The organism is Methylocella silvestris, from assembly GCF_002891535.1.
Classification (GTDB): Bacteria; Pseudomonadota; Alphaproteobacteria; order Rhizobiales; family Beijerinckiaceae; genus Methylocapsa; species Methylocapsa silvestris_A.
On the sequence record NZ_PDZR01000006.1, the window covers coordinates 86,478 to 104,236 of the forward strand.

Consider the following 17,759-nt stretch of genomic DNA (forward strand, 5'->3'; position numbering starts at 1 on the left):
GATCGCAAGGAGTTGAAGGCTACTGATCGCATCGCCCGCAGGAGATCAAGTAGCGACCGGCAGTCAAAAAAGAGTCTTATCCGCGGGCCATGCCGCGGCTGAAACTCAGTTCCGCCGCTTCAGATGGTCTTCGAGATAAGTCAGCGCGGTCTGGCGCTCGGTCTCGCTCGCCGCCGCGAGCGACTTTTCATAAGCGTCGATGATCCATTGGTCCTTGGCGGAATCAAGCGCCGCCTCGCGCGCCAATGTCAGCCACATCAGCGCGCGGGCGCGCTGCGGCGGAAGCCCTTCGTCGCCGGAAAACAGCATCTGCCCGAGCAGCGCCTGCGCTTGGACATGGCCCTTGTCGGCGGCAAGATAAAGCCAGCGGACGCCCTGCCGCAAATCCTTGTCGCCGCCAGCTCCATCGAGATACATGCGCGCGAGACTATATTGCGCGGTGGCGTCGCCAAAATTCGCCGCGGCATATTTAAAAAGAGCGAGCGCGCGCGCCGGATCCGGCATCACCTTCGACTGAGCGATTCCGTTGAGGCTATAGGTTCCGATTGACACAAAGGCGTTCGAGACGATCGAACGATCGCGCCAGTTCGGATTATCCTCGTCGAACCCCTTGATGATTTGCGAGAAATATTCATAGGCCTTGAGATCGTCGTGGGGGACGACCTGGCCCGCCGCATAAATCGTCGCGAGCTTCCACTGCGCCAGCGTTTCGCCGCCAGCAGCGGCGTATTTCAGGGCGGCGATGGCCGAATCGGAGGCGCCAGAGCGGAAATCTTCAAGGCCCGCCTGCAACGCCGCGCGCGGAGTCTTGAACGCGGGGGAGACGATGGCCTTGTCCTGGGCGGCGGCGCTTTCGGCGCCTTCGAAGGCGCGAATCGTCGCGACCGGCACACTCGCCGCCAGTCCGAAAAGAGCCAGAGCTCCTATCCGCTTCACCCAAGTCGACATCATCACTCTTTCAACCAGCGGAAGCCATCCCGCCAACGACTACAACACGCGCCAACTAGAGAACGCGCAGGACGCCTTTTGGTGCGCGAGAAATAAAAAAAAATTCTCGCCGCCTCCGTCAGACAAACCGGCCCTCGCGACCCGGCTAGAGTCAGCCGCCAAAACCGGCTGAGATTAAAATAGGCAGTCACAAGAGCGTCGGACGTGCGTTTCGTCACACCGCGCCGCGTCTTGCGTTCAAATATCCGCGTTCGCCTCCCGCCGGCGCGGCGGGGGCGCAGTCTAGCCAACAGCCTCGACGAGGATCGGTGCGAGCAAGCAGGCGTTGTAATCTGCTCGCGTCCTTAACCTTCCACGCGTAACGGCGCGGAGGGACTGCTCTTTAATCCCAGATTCGCTCAGTTTTATAGCTTTGAACAGTGACCTTTTTCTTGAAAGGCCAAGTCAAAGCAACGATATCACCGGCTGTGCTCCAAAAAGCACAGTCTTTGGCGCCATCTTGGGACACTTCCTCTTAGGCGCCCGCGAAGTTTTCAAGCCCCGCCGCCGCACTGCAACAATGCTGCAATGACGCTGAATCGCGTTGGCTTTGTGGCCGCCCGCTTTTGTCGACAATCAAATTTTAGCGTCATCGCTTAAGAAAGCGTGAGAAGGCGGCGAGCGCGATATCCGACACATGATGCTCCATGCCTTCCGCGTCCAACTCCGCGCAAGCGCGGGGCACGCCCACAGCCACCAATAAATCGACGACGACGCGATGCCGCGCCCGGGCGCGCGCCGCCAGCTCATGCCCTGCCGCCGTGAGGAAAACGCCGCGATTCACCTCCGAGGCGGCAAGACCCTCGCGCTTCAGCCGGGCGATGCTTTTGATGGCTGTCGGATGCGATACGCCAAGCCGGCGCGCGATATCTGTCGGGCGCGCTTCCCCGCCGCTGGTCAGCAGATCGTCGATCAATTCGGCGTAATCTTCGAGCACCGCTCGGGCCTGCGCCGACCGCGCCTTTTCAAAGCGCTGCGCCTGCTCCGTCTCGTCGGGCAGCGCGGGCTCTCCGATCGTTTCGGCGGGGCGCCCCTTGCGGGTGGATTTGGCTTCATTGGCGCTCAAACCGGCCGCTCCGACCTCTTCTTGCCCGTGGATCGGACAGGCGCTGTTGCGCCGCCGCCAGCGCCCGTGAATCTCCAGCGCGCCAGATGTTTTAGCGCATCGCTTCTTAATACCGAAATAGCGGCCGCCTAATATCGCAAGCGCGGCCGTCGACCGCATCGCGATTGACACTTATGTAGCCTTGGCTACATACTACCGCATCGCGGCAAAGCTGGAAGGTGCAAGTCTTGACCGAACTATTGGCTGCTGAAAGGCGCTTGTCCTTGCCGCTCGACTCCGCGGCGCGATCGCTCGGCGGCGCGCATGGGAGCGTCAAGGTCCCGGCCACAGGCTCGACCGTCCGGCGGTTCCTGGCGTTCGCGGGTCCGGGCTATCTCGTCGCTACCGGCTATATGGACCCTGGCAATTGGGCGACAGCGCTTGCCGGCGGCTCGAAGTTCGGAACGGCGCTGCTGTTCGTCGCTGTCCTGTCGAGTCTGATGGCGATCGTCCTGCAGGCGCTTTCGGCGCGCCTTGCCTTCGCCACCGGCCGCGATCTCGCGCAAATTTGCCGCGACGCCTTTCCAAAATCGGTCGCGATCCTGTTCTGGCTGATTATGGAAGTGGCGATCATCGCCACCGATCTCGCCGAGGTGATCGGCACGGCGATCGGCCTTGAACTGCTGACCGGACTGCCGCTTGGCGTCGGCGTCATCCTCACGGCGTTCGACGCGCTTCTTGTTCTCGCTTTCATGCGTTTTGGCTTCCGCAAGCTGGAAGCCTTCGTTGTCTCGCTGCTGATCGTGATCGCCGCCTGTTTTTTCATTGAACTGATCCTCGCCCGTCCCGACATGGCGGGCGTCGCGCGCGGCCTGTTGCCGACGAGCGCGCTGTTTTCTGACAACCAGATGCTCTACATCGCGCTCGGCATCCTCGGCGCGACGGTGATGCCGCATAATCTCTATCTTCATTCAGGCATCGTGCTGACCCGCGCGGTTGGAACCAGCATTCCCGAACGCAAAAGCGCGATCCGCCTCGCCATCGCCGATTCGACCATCGCGCTCGCCTTCGCACTGCTGATCAATGGTTCGATCCTGATTCTCGCCGCCGCCGCGTTCCATGCGCATGGCCATTTCGAGGTCGTCGAACTGCCCGACGCCTATCGGCTGATCGCGCCGCTGCTTGGCAGCGACTTGGCGGCGAAGCTCTTCGCCGTGGCGCTGATCGCCTGCGGCCTCAATTCGACGCTGACCGCGACGCTCGCGGGCCAGATCGTGATGGAGGGCTTCATCAATCTGAAGCTAAACCCGGTCGCGCGGCGGCTCATCACGCGATCGGTCGCCATCGTTCCAGCGATCGTCGTGATTTATATCGGCGGCGAGGGCGCGACCAACCGGCTTTTGATCCTCAGCCAGGTGATCTTGAGCCTCGCCCTGCCCTTCGCCGTGACGCCGCTCGTCTGGCTCACCGCCTCGCGCAAATGGATGGGCGAACTCAAGGCGCCGCTGGCGACAAGCGCCATCGCCTTTGTGATCGCCGCCGTCATCATCGCGCTCAACGGCAAATTGCTGATCGACGCGGCGACGGGATCATAGAATTCAGCCGAGCCGCGTCAGCGCCGCGCCAAGCTTTTCGGCGCGGGCGCGGGCCTCCTCGAGACGCTCGCGATTTTCCTCAACCACCTCTTCCGGCGCGCGCGCGACGAAATCAGCGTTGGCGAGTTTCGCGTCGATCTTTTTCGCCTCGGCCTCGCATTTGCCGATCTCCTTGGCGAGCCTTGCTTTTTCAGCGGCGAAATCGATGACGCCCGAGAGCGGCAAGGCCGCCGCCACGCCGCGCACGATGAATTGGGCGGACTGATCCGGCGCCTCTTTCGCGAAGGAGATATCGGACAGGCGCGCCAGCCGCCGCAACGTCTCGTCCCAGTTCTTCGCCCGCGCCTCGACCTCGCCCGGAGCGCCGACGAGCACCAGCGGGATCAGCGCGCCCGCCGGCGCGTTCATCTCGGAGCGAACCGATCTCACCTCGGAGACGAGTTCGACGACCCAGCCGAGTTCGGCCTCCGCGCTCGCGTTTCCAAGCCCGGCAAGATCGGGCCATGGGGCCAGCGCCAGCACGGTCTGGCGCGGCAGCTCATCCGTCGCTGTCACGCCCCAAAGCTCCTCGGTGAGGAAGGGCATGAAGGGATGCAGCAGCTTCAAAATCTCGTCGAAGACAAAGGCCGTCGCGGCCCGCGTCTCGTCCTTGGCCGCGCCATCCGGCCCCTGCAGCAGGGGCTTGGCCAGTTCAAGATGCCAATCGCAGAAAATGTTCCAGACGAAGCGATAGGCAGCGTTGGCGGCGTCGTTGAAGCGGTAGGTTGTGATCGCGCCGGTGACGTCCGCGACCGCCTTGGCCGCCTCGCCGATGATCCAGGCGTTGAGCGCGATTTTGACCGATTTCGGATCAAACCCCTTGACGCGGACGCAGCCGTTGATTTCGGCGAAGCGCGCCGCGTTCCAGATTTTTGTCGCGAAATTGCGGTAACCCTCGACGCGCTGCGCCGCCAGCTTCACGTCGCGCCCCTGCGCCGCCATGGCGGCAAGCGTAAATCGCAACGAATCGGCGCCATATTGGTCGATGAGCTTCAGCGGGTCGATGACGTTGCCCTTCGACTTCGACATCTTGGCGCCCTTCTCGTCACGGACGAGCGCATGCAAATAGATGTCGCGAAAGGGGACTTCGCCCATGAAATGAAGTCCCATCATCATCATCCGGGCGACCCAGAAGAAGATGATGTCGAAGCCGGTGATGAGCACGCTCGTCGGGTAATAGCGCTTGAGCTCCGTGTCATCATCCGGCCAGCCGAGCGTCGAGAACGGCCAGAGCGCCGAGGAAAACCAGGTGTCGAGCACGTCTTCGTCGCGCCTGAGCGGCGTCGGCGCGCCATAATGCGCGCGCGCAGCCTCATTCGCTTCCGCCTCGTCGGCGGCGACGAAAATCGCGCCGTCGGGACCATACCAGGCCGGGATCTGATGGCCCCACCAGAGCTGACGCGAGACGCACCAGGGCTCGATGTTTTCGAGCCAGTCGAAATAGGTCTTCTCCCAATTCTTCGGGATGAATTGCGCCTTGCCCGAGCGGATCGCTTCAAGCGCGGGCTCAGCCAACACCTTCGCGTTCACATACCATTGGTCGGTCAGCCAGGGCTCGATCACCGAGCCCGAGCGATCGCCATGCGGGACCATATGCGGATGCGGCTCGATCGCCGCGAGAAGGCCGCGCTGCTCCATCAGCTCCACGATTTTTGTGCGCGCCGCGGTCCTGTCGAGGCCGTTTAGCGCAGCAAGCTCCGCAATCGGCTCGGCGCATGCAGCGAAGGCCTCATTGCCGTTGAGCAGGAGCCTCGCTTCGGCGTCAAAAATATTGATGAGCGGCAGGCCGTGCCGGCGGCCGACCTCGAAGTCGTTGAAATCATGCGCCGGCGTGATTTTCACCGCGCCGGTGCCCTTTTCCGGGTCGGAGTAATCATCGGCGACGATCGGGATCAGCCGGCCGACCAGCGGCAAACGCACCCGCTTGCCTTGCAAATGCAAATAGCGCGCGTCGGACGGATTGACCGCCACCGCGGCGTCGCCAAGCATCGTCTCCGGCCGGGTCGTCGCAACCGTGATGAATTCGCCCGTTTCGAGGCCCGCGTCATCGACGACCGGATAGTTGAAATGCCAGAGATGGCCTTTTGTCTCGACCTGAACGACTTCGAGGTCGGACACGGCGGTCAGCAGCGCCGGGTCCCAATTGACCAGCCGCTTGTCCTTGTAGATGAGGCCTTCGCGAAAAAGCTGCACGAAAACCTTGACGACGGCGCGCGACAACCCCTCGTCCATGGTGAAGCGTTCGCGCGACCAGTCGCAGGAGGCGCCGATGCGCTGCAGCTGCTCGACGATGGCGCCGCCCGAGGCGGTCTTCCAGGCCCAGACGCGTTCGAGGAATTTCTCGCGCCCCATCTCGCGGCGGCCGGGCTCCTGCCGCTCCATCAATTGCCGCTCGACCACCATCTGGGTGGCGATGCCGGCGTGATCGGTGCCCGGCTGCCACAGCACGTCCTTGCCCCGCATCCGCTCGAAGCGGGCGAGAATGTCCTGCAAGGTGGCGTTGAGAGCATGGCCCATATGCAGGGCGCCGGTGACATTCGGCGGCGGAATCACAATCGCGAAAGGCTCGGCGGCCTTGCGGTCCGGACGGCCCGCCTTGAAGGCGTCGGCCTCACTCCACACCGCCAGCATGCGGCCTTCGACCGTCTTCGGATCGAAAGTCTTGTCCATCATCAGCTTCGTTTCGTTAATCGAGGGCTCGCGCCGGGGCGCCGCACAAAAGTTCGGGCTCAGCGATTGCAAAGCGCAGCGGAAAAGGCAAGCCGCGTCGGCGCGCGGCGCGAAGAGACAGGCGCGGCGGCGCTGTTCGCACGCGGCGTCGCCGGATCAGCCGCGCGGCAAAACCGAGCTTTGCCGGCTCCGGTCAGGCGCCCCGGGTCATCCGCTCGATCTCGGCTTTGACAAGCCGCTCGACGAGGGCGGGAAGATGGGCGTCAAGCCACGCCGCAAGCATCGGGCGCAGAGCTTCGCGCGCCAGCGCAAGAATGGCGTCGGAATTCTGGGCGAAGCGGCTCGCGACCAGCGTGTTGAAGGCGCCGGCGACGGTTTCGCTGGTGTCGCCCGAGGCGATCGGCTGCGCGCCGAACTCTTCCGACACCGCCGCGCGCCTCTGCTCCGGTGAGGCGGCCTGCGTCGGGTCGCCGAAGCTTGCGTCCCTCGCGTCGGCCGCACTCGCCTCCTCGCTCCTCGCGCGGGAGGAGTCGTCGGCCGCAAACAGGGCCTGATCCTCGGCGATGATGCGCCGGATCGAGGCGAGAATGTCCTCCATGGACGGCTCCCGTGGCCGCTGATCGGACAGTTCACCCGAGGCTTCGACAGAATAGGCTGCGCTCATCGATCTCTACCGCTTTCCCAGAGCCTGTCGTCCAAAAGTCAGGAACGGATTTTGGGCGACATCCTGCCCGAGACGCCAGCAATCGATCATAACGATTTTGGTTCGAATTCGAGCCAAAACATGATCGCCAACGCCGCGCCGACCAGAATGATTGTCGGCGCCGCCGCGCAATTGCCGCTCGCGGCCGAATCGGAAATGAAGGGTAGTCTCAGCGCAAGCCCGCTGGCAAGGAGAACCAGCGCAGGCCCGGCAGCAAGCGGCTTGACGAAATTTAGCGGCCGTCAGGCGTGCGCAGCCCGATCCATTTGTCCTTGACCTGCTCGAAATGAATGGTCGGATCATATTCAGCGACGCTCAGGCTGAGGTTTGCCACCGAAAGCTTGCCGATCGCCGCCATCACATTATAGGAGGCGACGACGCGGTCGCGCTGGGCGGTGACGAGGCTGACGCGCGTGTTGAGCAGAGTCTGCTGCGCGAACAAGACGTCGAAGGTCGTGCGCTGCCCGACCTTGGCCTCTTCGCGAATGCCGTCGAGGGCGATTTCCGCCGCCTTCACCGCGGCCTTGGCCGACTGGATCACCGCTTTTGACGAATCGAGCTGCCCGTAGGCCGAGACCACGGTGGCGCGGATAGAGTCGCGCTGCAGATCGGCCTGCAGCCGGGTTTGCGCCAGCGTCTCCTTCGCCTGGCGAACGCGTGCATAGACTTCGCCGCCCGTATAGATCGGCACCGAGATCTGCCCGACCACCTGCCCATTGATGAGGGTCGAGTTGCGAATGCCCTGATAATCGGTTTCGCGCTGCACGCTGCCCACAATATTGACGCTCGGGGCGAGCTCGCCCTCGACCAGTTTGACCTGCAACTCTGCCTGATCGACCGCATGCAGGACTGCCTGAATCGCCGGATGCTCCTCGAGCGCCAGCGCCACCGCGCTATTCATATTCTTCGGCAGCAGGGCCTCGATGGTGCGCGCCGGCTCGAGACGGGTCGGCTCGACGCCAATGATCTGACGGAAATTGGCGACGCTGTTTTGAAGATTGGCCTGCGCGACGAAATACTCCGAGCGCGAATTTGCAAGGCTCGACTCCGCCTGCGCGACGTCCGTGCGGGTCACTTCGCCGACATTGAAGCGGTCGCGCGTCTGGCGCAGCTGCTCTTCGAGAACCGTGATATTGTTGCGGCGCAGCTCAAGCACGGCGGTGTCGCGCAACACATTCATGTAAGCGGTTGCGCCGTTCTGCAGGACGTTCTGCTCCGTGTTGCGAAGATCCTCGCGGGCGCCGAAAACGCCTGACTCGGCCTGCCGCACCGAATTCAGCGTCCGATTGCCATTGAAGAGATTTTGCGTGACCGAGAGACCGATCGAACTCGGCGCGGTGCTGCCGTTAAGGCGTGAGCCGAGCTGGCGAAAATCCTGATAATTATAGCCGATCTGGCCCGTCGCGCTGGCCTGCGGACGCCAACCCGCGGTCGTCCGGGGGATATTCTCGTCCTGCGCGCGAACGCCCGCGCGCTGCTGGTTCATATCCGGATTGCCGATATAGGCGCGAACCAGCGCGCTCGACATGGTTTCGGCGCCGGCCGGATTGGCGGCGGCGATCCAGCCGACGAGGGCTATGGCGAGCGCTTTTGCGACCCTGCCTCGGCTGAGGTCAATGCCGGACAAAGCGGCCTGATGCGAGGCGTCAACCAAACTTTCGGTTCCCTTATTTGCGGCCTCGCCCGGCAAACCTTGCTGCGAGCCTCTCCGGCCTGTTCCGCAGGCGGCGCCGCCTGCCCGCGCCCGACTGGCGGAAAGATCTCGACGAAACGGCGGCTCGCCGAAACTCAACTAAACGTGAACTCCTCGACCCGCCTGAATGCGTCGAGCACAGGGGCGGAGGCGTCGAACAGGATGCGGTAACCGGTCGCGCCATCGGCTTTGTCGTAGCGCACGGCCTTGCACGCCCCGTCCGCCATTTGCTGCACGGTTACAAGGCGCCCGCCGTCTTTCAGTTGCTCAAACAACGAATCGAGGCGCCCTGCAACGCCGCCGTCGACGAGAATGACGTCGAACGGCGCTTCGCTGGGAGCGCCGGCGACCAGCGGCGTCGGCAGCGTGCGGACCTTGGCGAGGCCGAAAGCATCGAGCCCGCCGCGCAGGGCGGCGTAGAGCGCCGGATCGGATTCAACGGCGACCGCATCGCCCGCAAGCCCGGCGATGAGAGCCGTCGAATAGCCGCTCCCCGCCGCGACGACCAAAGCCTTGTCAGTGGGCAGAAGGCGCGCGCCCTGTAAAAGACGGGCCAGCACCAGCGGCGGCAGGAGGCTGCGCGGCCGTTCGCCGGTGGCTCCCGGAAGGAGGAGCGCCGAATCCGAATAGGCCAATGGCTCGAGGCTCGCGGGGAGAAATTTCTCGCGAGGAACTGCCAGCATTCGATCGATGACGGCCGAATCCGTAACGTCGAACGTCCGGATCTGTCGATCGACCATTGTGCGCCTGGACGACTCCCAAGGATCGGAATTGCCCGCGTCCTGCATGATGTCTCGACCTCGCCGCACGTGTTCCGCCGAATTTATATGGGGCGTAGCCGTTGCTGTCCATTCCGGCGGGCGCCCTGGTGGTCGTTCTTCCGGCCTGTGTGGCTTTTTCGTCAAGCCGCCGCGAGCGAAGGGGCGCAGGAACCTTTAGTCGTTACAAGGGGGGCCGCCGCCGCACGCGTGGCGTCTCGACGCAAAGGCCAAAGCGCCGGGCGGCGACCGCCGCGGCGCTTCCGGGGGCGCAGGCCCGCTCTTTGAGAGGGGCCGGCTTTAGCCTTTCAGCCGGGCGTTGCATTGGCTGTAATAGCCCCCGCCCTTCTGGATCCATTTAAGGCCCGCATTGCCGCCGGTCGCCTTGTTGGCGTGATATTGGTCGAGACAGGTCTTCATGCGCTGCTTGCCCGGCTTTTCGCTGGCGTAGGCAGCCGAAATCGCGGCGGGAAAGACAGCTGCGCCTGCCGCCACCGGAGCGGCGGGAGCCGCAGGGGCCGCTGCCGTCGCTGGCGGCTTCAGCGGATTGGCGGGCGCGGCCGGAGCCGCGGGCGCAGCCGCCACGGGAGCAGCGGGCGCCGCCGCAGCGCCTGCTTTGGCTTCAGCGGCGCACTGGCTGTAAAATTGCGGCCACGCCAGCCCGTTGAGCGTGCCTGCGGCCTTGGCCGCCTGATATTTCTCGCTGCAGTCCTTTCGCACTGTTTGCGCTGCGCCGGGACTCGTGAGCGCCGCGCCAAAAAGGGCGGAGAGAACGCTAAATGCGATCAACCGCCCTTTCGGGCGGCGCAGTTCGGATCGAAATGACATGGCGCGAATCTCCCAGAGCGGGACGCAGGAATCACCGCGTCGACGCGGCGTCGCGTGACATTCCTGCGATTTCGCCCGGCGGTCAATTTGCGAATTGCAGCGCGCGTTTTTTGCAACGCCAGACACGAAAAAGCCGCCCGGCGAAACGCGCGGGCGGCCTTTTCAGTCGGGATCGATTGCAGCCTTAAAGCTGGCCGCTGGCGGCGGCGGCGACCTCGGCGGCGAAGTCGCTTTCCTGCTTTTCAATTCCCTCGCCCAGCGCATAGCGGACGAAAGCCTTGAGCTTGACCGGCGCGCCGGCCGCTTTTTCAGCTTCCTTCACCACTTGGCCGATGGTTTTGTTGGCGTGATCGGCGTGGATCGAAGGCTGATCGATCAGACAGACTTCCTTGTAGAAAGTCTTGAGCCCGGATTCGACGATCTTCTCCAGCACATGCGGTGGCTTGCCGGCGTTCTTGTCGGCGAGAACCGACTTCTCGCGCGCAACCACGGCCGGATCGAGATCGGCAGGCTCAAGCGCGAGGGGGCTTGCCGCCGCGACATGCAGCGCGATCAACCGCGCCAGCGGAGCGAGCACGACCGCATCGCCGGTCGATTCAAGCGCGACGATCACGCCGATCTTGCCGAGCCCGTCGGCCACCGCATTATGGACATATTGGCCGACGACGCCCTGGGCGACATTGACAGCCGCGACGCGGCGCAAAGTCATGTTCTCGCCAATCGTCGCCACCGAATTGGCGATGGCTTCGGCGACAGTGGTCCCGCCCGGATAATGCGCGCCCTTCAGCGCCTCGACGTCGGTCAGGCCCTTCTCGACCGCGACAAGCGCGATGGTGCGCGCAAGCGCCTGGAATTCCTCGTTGCGGGCGACAAAATCCGTTTCCGAATTGACCTCGACCACCACGCCGTCGGTTTCGTGGACGGCGACGGCGACAAGGCCTTCGGCGGCGATGCGGCCGGATTTCTTGGCGGCCTTGGAGAGGCCTTTTTTGCGCAGCCAGTCGATCGCAGCTTCAATATCGCCTTCGGTTTCGTTGAGGGCGTTCTTGCAATCCATCATGCCGGCGCCGGTCTTCTCGCGAAGATCCTTCACCATTGCGGCCGTGACGCTCGCCATTGTCTCGTTTCCTTATGAATTCGTTTGCTTCGCCGGCAGCCGCAGCAGAACTCTGGTTCTGATGAATTGCGCCGCTGCCGCCGAGCGTCTCTGCTGCGAAAAACGATCAGGCCGCGACGAGGCTGCGGGCCACATTGACCCACCCGTCGCGCTCGATGCGGCCGCCAAGCTTCAGATCATGATCGGTCTTCGCCGCATCCTCGGGAGTCATCGCCGCGATCTGCCAGAAATGATAGAGTCCGGCGTCGTTGAGCTTCTTGACGATCTGCGGGCCAATGCCAGGCAATTTGCCAAGATCATCCGGCGCGCCGCGCGGAGCGGTTAACAGCTCAAAAGTCTCGACGGGGGCCTCATAGGCCTCGGTCACGCCAACGACGGGCTCCTGCGTCTCAACCGGAAGATCCTCGGCCGGCGGCTGGTCGGCCTCGCCGAAGTCAATCCCCCCGGCGCCCTGGCCGCGGGCGATGCCGTCCAGCGCCGCCCGGGCGATGAGATCGCAATAGAGCGTGATGGCGCGGCCGGCGTCGTCATTGCCCGGAATCGGGAAAGTGATGCCGTCCGGATTGCAATTGGTGTCGAGAATCGCCGCCACCGGAATATGCAGCCGCTCCGCCTCTTTGATGGCGAGCTGCTCCTTATTGGTGTCGATCACGAAGATGAGGTCGGGAATGCCGCCCATTTCCTTGATGCCGCCAAGCGCCTTCTCGAGCTTGTCGCGCTCGCGCGACATCATCAGCCGCTCTTTCTTGGTCAGGCCCGAGCCGCCGCCCTGCAGCGTCTCCTCGACCTTGCGCAGACGCTGGATCGACGCGGAAATCGTCTTCCAGTTGGTCAGCATGCCGCCGAGCCAGCGGGAATTGATGTAATATTGCGCCGAGCGATGCGCCGCATCGGCGATGGCGTCCTGCGCCTGCCGCTTGGTGCCGACGAACAGCACGCGGCCGCCGCGGGCGACCGTGTCGGACACGGCCTTCAGCGCCTGGTGCAGCAGCGGCACGGTCTGGGCAAGATCGATGATATGGATATTGTTGCGCGTGCCGAAAATGAAGGGCTCCATCTTCGGATTCCAGCGGTGCGACTGGTGGCCGAAATGGGCGCCGGCGTCGAGCAGGCTGCGCATGGTGAAATCGGGTAATGACATCTTGTTCTGAATCTCCGGTTGAGCCGCCGCGGAACGTTATGGGCGTTCTCTCGTGGCGTCCTTGCGGACGATCCAATAGACAACGCCACCGGATGCGGCCCTTGAATCAGGGTCGCGCGATCCGCGTGTGGAATGGGCGTGCTTATAGGGGCGTTGGGAGGCGAACGCAAGGTCCGCGCGCCAAAGCTGAGCTGACGCCCGTTGAAGTCGGACTTTACCCGGCCGACTTTGCAGGCCTAATTTAGGGTTTCGCGCCGCGTCCGTAAAGGCGGCCAGCGGTTGGGGAGGCAGATGAAAGCGCTCGATATCGACCAATCCATCATGGCGCGGCGCAGGGAAATCGTCGCGGCGCTGCGCGCCATCATTCCGGGCGAGGCCGTTATCGACGCTGAAATCGGCCGCCGTCCCTATGAGAGCGACGGATTTACCGCCTACGCCAATCTGCCGCTGGTCGTCGTTTTGCCCTCGACGACAGCCGAGCTTCAGGCCGTGCTGCGCTATTGCTACGCCAACGCCATCAAGGTAGTGCCGCGCGGCGCCGGCACCTCGCTCTCCGGCGGCGCGCTGCCGCTCGTCGACGGCGTGCTGATCTCCATGATGAAATTCAACAAGATCAAGGAGATCGACTTTGAGAACCGCTGCGCCGTGGTCGAGCCCGGCGTCACCAACGCCGCCATCAGCCGCGCCGTCGATCACAGGGGCTTCTATTACGCGCCGGACCCGTCCTCCCAGATCGCCTGCTCGATCGGCGGCAATGTGGCGGAGAACTCCGGCGGCGTGCATTGCCTGAAATATGGCCTCACCACCAATAATGTGCTTGGCGTCGAGATGGTGCTGATGAACGGCGAAATCGTGCGCCTTGGCGGCGCCTTCCTCGACGCCGAGGGCTATGATTTCCTCGGCCTCGTCGTCGGCTCGGAAGGGATGCTCGGCGTCGTAACCGAGGTTATCGTCCGCCTGTTGCGCAAGCCCGAGAGCGCCCGGGCGCTGATGATCGCTTTCGATTCCAGCGAGGCGGGCGGCGCCTGCGTCGCCGACGTCATCGCCGCCGGCATCATTCCAGGCGGCATGGAGATGATGGACCGGCCGGCCATCCATGCGGCCGAGGATTTCGTCCATGTCGGCTATCCGCTCGACGCCGAGGCGATGCTGATCGTTGAACTCGACGGGCCGCCGGTCGAGGTCGATCACCTCGTCGGGCTCGTCGAGGCGATCGCGCTGAAGCGCGGCGCGACGCAATGCCGGATCTCAAACTCCGAAGCCGAGCGCCTCGCCTTCTGGGCCGGACGCAAGGCGGCCTTTCCGGCGGTCGGGCGGCTGTCGCCGGATTACCTCTGCATGGACGGCACGATTCCGCGCAAGGCGCTGCCGCGCGTGCTGGCCGGCATCACGGAGCTTTCGGAAAAGCACAAATTGCGCGTCGCCAATGTGTTTCACGCAGGCGACGGCAATCTGCATCCGCTGATTCTCTATGACGCCAACAAGCCCGGCGAATTGCAGGCGGCGGAGGATTTCGGCTCGGATATTTTGCGGCTCTGCGTCGAGGTCGGCGGCGTGCTGACCGGCGAGCATGGGGTTGGCGTCGAAAAGCGCGATCTGATGCCCGTCATGTTCAACGAGATCGACCTCGACCAGCAGATCGGCATCAAATGCGCCTTCGACGAGAAGATGCTGCTGAACCCCGGCAAGGTCTTTCCGACGCTGCACCGCTGCGCCGAAATGGGCCGCATGCATGTGCATCAGGGCCAGCTGCCGTTCCCCGAGCTGCCGCGGTTTTAAATCGACGGTTTCTTGAACCTAATGCCCTCACTCTGAGGAGCGAGCAAAGCTCGCGTCTCGAAGGGCGAGGGCGATCGATCGAGGCCAGACCAGATCGTTAAAAGGAAGCTGGCCGGATTGCGCGCCACGCCCAAACACCGTCAAGATCGGCGGCGGCGCCCCTCGCGGAGCTTCCTCTAGCGCCGCTCGCCTACCGCGCCGCATGCTCGGGAGACGGCGGCGCATAGCCGTCCGTCAGCGTCTTGAGAAACGCCACAACGTCGTCGATCTCGGCGTCGGTCATCGCGGGCTTGTCGCCCGGCTTGCCCCCGAAAGGCGGATCATTATTGATGTTGGCGCGATATTGCGGCGGCAGATCGTTGAATTTGTCGACGCTGCCGTCGATCCGGCGCGGATAATATTTCTCCGGCTTCACGTCACGCTCGACGTAGAAAGCCACAGCCTCGCGCAGATCGTGAAAGACGCCATTGTGAAAAAAGCTCTGGCGTAGCGCGACATTGCGCAAGCTCGGCGCCTTGAACGTTCCACAATAGTCGGCACTATCCTTCACATCGAGGCGCTCTGGTCCGCAAAGACCGAGATCGAAGAAGGCCGGATCGGCGTTGCGCGGAATATCCTTGTTGCGCGGCAGGCCGAGGGCGATGAAGCCGGCGTCGCTGAACTGCGGAAACACCCCTGGCTTCGCCTGCGCGGAGAAATGGCAGCTGGCGCAATTGCCTTTCTTTTCGTCGTTGAACAGTTCGAGGCCATGTTTTTCCTGATCCGTCAGCGCAACGGCGCCGCGGAGATAGAAATCATATTTGCTGCTGTAGGGAAAAAACGCGGCTGGCGTTTCCTGATAGGCCTGCAGCGCCTTCGCCGCCGCTCGCAGCGCGAAGTCCTCGCCCTCCGACATCGTTCCTTCCATTGTGGCGCGCAGCTCCGCGCCATATTTCGCGTCGATCAGGCGGGCCAGCGCGGCGTGATCCTCATTCGCCATTTCATAGACCGAGAACAAGGGAAACAACGCCTGCGCGGCCACCTGATCGACGCGGCCGTCCCACATCAAACCGCCGGTTGGGCCAGCGTCGACGCTCTCGTCGCCGTCGTCGTCCGACTCATGAAAATGCTCGGTAAAGCGCGGCGTCGTCTGTAGATAGGTAAGGCTCGGCGCCGCGCGCAACCCGGCCTGATCCATGTTTTTGCCGCCGAGCTGCACGGCGAGCGCATTGGCCGGCGAAAAGCCCTTGGCGGGATCGTGGCATGTCGCGCAGGACATCTGGCCCGACGCCGAGAGGGCGGGATCGGCGAACACCCGGCGGCCGATGTCGGCAAGCTTTCTGACGCGCTGAAACACAGCCGCGCGCGATTGTCCCGGCGCGGCGCCGACGGGATCTGCTGCGGGTTTTTCGAGAGCGCTGGAATGCGACGCAAGGACGGCGCAGGCGGCGGCGATCGTCGCCGCGACCGTCAGGGAGCGGGCTCCGCGCCGGAAAAATAAAAACGTCATATGTGCGCCGCCTCGCTGCTGAAAACGGCGCGAAAATGCTCCACTGGCGCGACAGTAAGATGACAGCCGGCCGCTGATTTACAACGCATGCAGACTGTCAAATTTCTGTTGCAAGCCGGTTCTATGCCAGCGCTGCGCCAGGGGGCGGCGAGGGGACTATAATGAAAAAAGTTTTTGTATCATGGGCTGTCGCCATCGCGATCGCATCGCCAGCGTTCGCGGCCGAGAGCGTCACTCCGGAGACGGCGGCCGTTTCGGCGCGACTCGCCAAAATCAAGACCGTCGTCGTCATTTACGCCGAGAACCGCAGCTTCGATAATCTTTACGGCTTTTTTCCCGGCGCAGACGGGCTGAAGAGCGCGCGCGCGAAGGCGGCCCGCCTCACCCAGAAAGACCGCAACGGCCAGGTTCTGAAGGAACTGCCGCCGGTATGGGGCGGCCTCACCGCGGCGGGCGTCGTGCCGGCGGTGACGCAAATCCAGACCGAGCACCTGCCCAACGCGCCTTTCCAGATCGACGACCCGAACGGGTTCGACGTCTCGATGGGGAAAGTGACGCGCGATTTATGGCATCGTTTCTATCAAAACCAGATGCAGATCAACAACGGCAAGAATGACCGCTTCGCCGCCTGGGCCGATTCTGGCGCGGCTGTGATGGGCTATTACAACGGCGGCGCCAGCCTGCCGCTGTGGAATATTGCGAAACAGTACACGCTCGCAGACAATTTCTTCATGGGCGCCTTCGGCGGCTCGTTTCTCAACCACCAATATCTCATTTGCTCCTGCGCGCCGATCTATCCGAACGCCAACAACAGCCCGGCCGCCGGCCTGATCGCCACAGTCAACGCGGACAAGGTCAGCCTCACGGTCAACACTGCGACCTCGCCGGCGTCGGCGATCGACGGAGCGCCGAAATTCGTCAATGACGGCGCGATCACGCCGGATTTCTACGCCGTCAACACCATGCAGCCGCCCTATCAGCCGAGTTCCGTCGCGCCGGCTGCCGGAGGCGATCCTGCCTATGCCAATCCGGCCGTGGCGAATGTCCTGCCGCCGCAGACGCAGACGACCATCGGCGATCTTCTGTCCAACGCCGGCGTCACCTGGGCCTGGTATGCCGGCGCCTGGCAGGCGACGCTCGACGGGCAGAACGCCTCGCCGATCCCGAATTTCCAGTATCATCATCAGCCGTTCAATTATTTCGCGGCCTATGCGCCGGGAACCGCCGCCCGCGCCGAGCATCTGCGCGACGGCGGCCTCGACGGCGTAAACTTCATCGCCGCGATCGACGCAGGAACGCTGCCTGAGGTCACTTTCTACAAGCCGCAGGGCAATCTAAACGAACATCCCGGCTACGCCGACGTGCTCAGCGGCGACAATCATATTGCGAATGTCATCCAGCATCTGCAAAACAGCCCGCAGTGGGCCAATATGGTCGTCGTCGTCACCTATGACGAGAACGGCGGCTTCTGGGATCACGCAGCCCCGCCGAAGGCCGATCGCTTCGGCCCCGGCAGCCGCATCCCGGCGCTGATCGTCTCGCCCTTCGCCCGCAAGGGCTTCGTCGATCACACGCGCTACGACACGACCTCGATCCTGCGCTTGATCACGCGACGCTATAATTTACCGAAACTGCCGGGAATTACCGTGCGCGACGCCGCGATCAAACGCCAGGGCGGCGAGGCGCTCGGCGATCTCGTGCCGGCGCTGAAGCTGACCAGCGCCAACTAGCCTGCGCGCCTCACAGGGCTCGCGCAAAAATTAGAACGCCCGGGATCGCCCTCAGCGCTCCCGGGCGTTTTGTTCAAGGATCAGGACTTCAAGTTTGAACGTCCGACTCTTCAGACTTTTGGCTTCCGTAACTTGGCGACGCCAGCCAAACCCGCCTGCCCGCGCCATGCTTTTGATCCAATCTT

General features: G+C 63.5%; 14 protein-coding genes. 4 read left to right on the forward strand and 10 right to left on the reverse strand.

Annotation, left to right across the window (positions count from 1 at the left end):
* Nucleotides 1-105: 105 nt before the first annotated feature.
* Nucleotides 106-948 carry a tetratricopeptide repeat protein gene (locus CR492_RS07695; protein WP_102843229.1) on the reverse strand — a complete coding sequence of 281 codons (843 nt, stop codon included), beginning with the start codon at nt 946-948 and terminating at the stop codon, nt 106-108.
* A 628-nt stretch (nt 949-1,576) separates the two neighbouring features.
* Complete coding sequence (gene mntR, locus CR492_RS07700) at nt 1,577-2,053, reverse strand: manganese-binding transcriptional regulator MntR (RefSeq protein ID WP_245412003.1); 477 nt, start codon at nt 2,051-2,053, stop codon at nt 1,577-1,579.
* A 263-nt stretch (nt 2,054-2,316) separates the two neighbouring features.
* On the opposite strand from mntR, the gene CR492_RS07705 reads away from it, so the two are divergent.
* Complete coding sequence (locus CR492_RS07705) at nt 2,317-3,627, forward strand: Nramp family divalent metal transporter (protein ID WP_245412004.1); 1,311 nt, start codon at nt 2,317-2,319, stop codon at nt 3,625-3,627.
* 3 nt (nt 3,628-3,630) lie between these two features.
* On the opposite strand, the gene CR492_RS07710 is transcribed toward CR492_RS07705, so the two are convergent.
* Complete coding sequence (locus tag CR492_RS07710; RefSeq protein WP_102843231.1) at nt 3,631-6,339, reverse strand: valine--tRNA ligase; 2,709 nt, start codon at nt 6,337-6,339, stop codon at nt 3,631-3,633.
* A 190-nt stretch (nt 6,340-6,529) separates the two neighbouring features.
* The gene (locus CR492_RS07715; RefSeq protein WP_102843161.1) at nt 6,530-7,000 is read right to left on the reverse strand and encodes a PopZ family protein; all 471 of its coding nucleotides are present in this window, start codon (nt 6,998-7,000) and stop codon (nt 6,530-6,532) included.
* Nucleotides 7,001-7,051: 51 nt separating this feature from the next.
* Here CR492_RS07715 and CR492_RS20450 point away from each other — a divergent pair, with 51 nt between their 5' ends.
* On the forward strand, nt 7,052-7,315 hold the full coding sequence (locus tag CR492_RS20450) for a hypothetical protein (RefSeq protein ID WP_146030202.1): 264 nt from the start codon (nt 7,052-7,054) through the stop codon (nt 7,313-7,315).
* Here CR492_RS20450 and CR492_RS07720 read toward each other — a convergent pair.
* The 5 genes from CR492_RS07720 to CR492_RS07740 all read right to left on the reverse strand — a co-directional run bounded on the left by CR492_RS07720 (nt 7,272) and on the right by CR492_RS07740 (nt 12,576).
* On the reverse strand, nt 7,272-8,693 hold the full coding sequence (locus CR492_RS07720) for a TolC family outer membrane protein (protein ID WP_102843232.1): 1,422 nt from the start codon (nt 8,691-8,693) through the stop codon (nt 7,272-7,274). The genes CR492_RS20450 and CR492_RS07720 overlap by 44 nt on opposite strands.
* A 134-nt stretch (nt 8,694-8,827) precedes the next feature.
* Nucleotides 8,828-9,472 (reverse strand): protein-L-isoaspartate O-methyltransferase family protein, encoded by a 645-nt coding sequence (locus tag CR492_RS07725; RefSeq protein WP_245412005.1) that lies wholly within the window; start codon nt 9,470-9,472, stop codon nt 8,828-8,830.
* Between the two features lie 318 nt (nt 9,473-9,790).
* Nucleotides 9,791-10,318 carry a hypothetical protein gene (locus CR492_RS20455; protein ID WP_146030203.1) on the reverse strand — a complete coding sequence of 176 codons (528 nt, stop codon included), beginning with the start codon at nt 10,316-10,318 and terminating at the stop codon, nt 9,791-9,793.
* 184 nt (nt 10,319-10,502) lie between these two features.
* Nucleotides 10,503-11,435: a translation elongation factor Ts gene (gene tsf / locus CR492_RS07735; RefSeq protein WP_102843164.1), complete on the reverse strand. Its 933-nt coding sequence runs from the start codon at nt 11,433-11,435 to the stop codon at nt 10,503-10,505.
* A 106-nt stretch (nt 11,436-11,541) separates the two neighbouring features.
* A complete protein-coding gene (locus tag CR492_RS07740; RefSeq protein ID WP_102843165.1) occupies nt 11,542-12,576 on the reverse strand; it encodes a 30S ribosomal protein S2 in 1,035 nt (344 codons plus the stop codon).
* Nucleotides 12,577-12,867: 291 nt separating this feature from the next.
* On the opposite strand from CR492_RS07740, the gene CR492_RS07745 reads away from it, so the two are divergent.
* The gene (locus CR492_RS07745) at nt 12,868-14,355 is read left to right on the forward strand and encodes an FAD-linked oxidase C-terminal domain-containing protein (RefSeq protein WP_102843166.1); all 1,488 of its coding nucleotides are present in this window, start codon (nt 12,868-12,870) and stop codon (nt 14,353-14,355) included.
* 190 nt (nt 14,356-14,545) lie between these two features.
* On the opposite strand, the gene CR492_RS07750 is transcribed toward CR492_RS07745, so the two are convergent.
* On the reverse strand, nt 14,546-15,844 hold the full coding sequence (locus CR492_RS07750; RefSeq protein ID WP_102843167.1) for a cytochrome-c peroxidase: 1,299 nt from the start codon (nt 15,842-15,844) through the stop codon (nt 14,546-14,548).
* Nucleotides 15,845-16,005: 161 nt separating this feature from the next.
* Between CR492_RS07750 and CR492_RS07755 the strand changes: the two genes are divergently transcribed.
* Nucleotides 16,006-17,574, forward strand: a complete 1,569-nt coding sequence (locus CR492_RS07755) for an acid phosphatase (RefSeq protein WP_102843168.1) — start codon at nt 16,006-16,008, stop codon at nt 17,572-17,574.
* Nucleotides 17,575-17,759: the final 185 nt, after the last annotated feature.

Excerpts from the sequence above, each read along its gene's own strand:
- CR492_RS07750 (WP_102843167.1), bottom strand. The coding sequence starts at position 15,844 with ATGACGTTTTTATTTTTCCGGCGCGGAGCCCGCTCCCTGACGGTCGCG.
- CR492_RS07740 (WP_102843165.1), bottom strand. The coding sequence starts at position 12,576 with ATGTCATTACCCGATTTCACCATGCGCAGCCTGCTCGACGCCGGCGCC.
- CR492_RS20455 (WP_146030203.1), bottom strand. The coding sequence starts at position 10,318 with ATGTCATTTCGATCCGAACTGCGCCGCCCGAAAGGGCGGTTGATCGCA.
- tsf (WP_102843164.1), bottom strand. The coding sequence starts at position 11,435 with ATGGCGAGCGTCACGGCCGCAATGGTGAAGGATCTTCGCGAGAAGACC.
- CR492_RS07725 (WP_245412005.1), bottom strand. The coding sequence starts at position 9,472 with ATGGTCGATCGACAGATCCGGACGTTCGACGTTACGGATTCGGCCGTC.
- CR492_RS07755 (WP_102843168.1), top strand. The coding sequence starts at position 16,006 with ATGAAAAAAGTTTTTGTATCATGGGCTGTCGCCATCGCGATCGCATCG.
- CR492_RS07710 (WP_102843231.1), bottom strand. The coding sequence starts at position 6,339 with ATGATGGACAAGACTTTCGATCCGAAGACGGTCGAAGGCCGCATGCTG.
- CR492_RS07745 (WP_102843166.1), top strand. The coding sequence starts at position 12,868 with ATGAAAGCGCTCGATATCGACCAATCCATCATGGCGCGGCGCAGGGAA.
- CR492_RS07715 (WP_102843161.1), bottom strand. The coding sequence starts at position 7,000 with ATGAGCGCAGCCTATTCTGTCGAAGCCTCGGGTGAACTGTCCGATCAG.
- CR492_RS07695 (WP_102843229.1), bottom strand. The coding sequence starts at position 948 with ATGTCGACTTGGGTGAAGCGGATAGGAGCTCTGGCTCTTTTCGGACTG.